Origin of the sequence: Microbispora bryophytorum (assembly GCF_006874465.1) — a bacterium.
Classification (GTDB): Bacteria; Actinomycetota; Actinomycetes; order Streptosporangiales; family Streptosporangiaceae; genus Microbispora; species Microbispora bryophytorum.
On sequence record NZ_VIRL01000068.1, the window covers coordinates 1 to 924 of the forward strand.

General features: G+C 66.2%; 1 pseudogene. It reads left to right on the plus strand.

Features of this window, described 5'->3' with window-relative positions:
• Window positions 1–924, plus strand: a pseudogene (locus FLX07_RS35830) (DNA-directed RNA polymerase subunit beta); the annotation flags it as partial.

Genomic DNA, 924 nt, shown 5'->3' on the forward strand with positions numbered 1-924 from the left:
TGCGCGAGCGCATGACGACGCAGGACGTCGAGGCGATCACGCCGCAGACCCTGATCAACATCCGCCCGGTCGTGGCGTCGATCAAGGAGTTCTTCGGCACCTCGCAGCTGTCGCAGTTCATGGACCACATCAACCCGCTGGCCGCGCTGACCCAGAAACGACGCCTGAACGCGCTGGGTCCCGGTGGTCTGTCGCGTGAGCGGGCCGGCTTCGAGGTCCGCGACGTGCACCCGTCGCACTACGGCCGGATGTGCCCGATCGAGTCGCCGGAAGGCCCGAACATCGGCCTGATCGGCTCGCTGGCGTCCTATGGGCGGGTCAACGCCTTCGGCTTCGTCGAGACGCCCTATCGCAGGGTCGTCGACGGCAAGGTGACCGACGAGATCGACTACCTGACCGCGGACGAGGAGGACCGGTTCGTCAAGGCGCAGGCCAACACGGCCCTCAATCCAGACGGCTCGTTCGCCGAGCCTCGGGTCCTGGTGCGGACCAAGGGCGGTGAGACCGAACTCGCCCGTGCCGAGGAGGTCGACTACATCGACGTGTCGCCGCGTCAGATGGTTTCGGTGGCGACGGCGATGATTCCGTTCCTGGAGCACGACGACGCCAACCGGGCGTTGATGGGTTCGAACATGCAGCGTCAGTCGGTGCCTTTGCTGAAGAGCGAGGCTCCGCTGGTGGGCACGGGGATGGAGTATCGCGCGGCGACCGATGCCGGTGATGTGATCACGGCGGAGAAGGCCGGTGTGGTGGAGGAGGTCTCGGCCGACTACATCACGGTGATGAACGACGACGGCACGCGGACGACGTATCGGGTGGCGAAGTTCAAGCGGTCGAACCAGGGCACCTGTTTCAACCAGAAGCCGATCGTGGCCGAGGGGGATCGGGTCGAGCGGGGTCAGGTCGTCGCCGACGGTCCGTGCA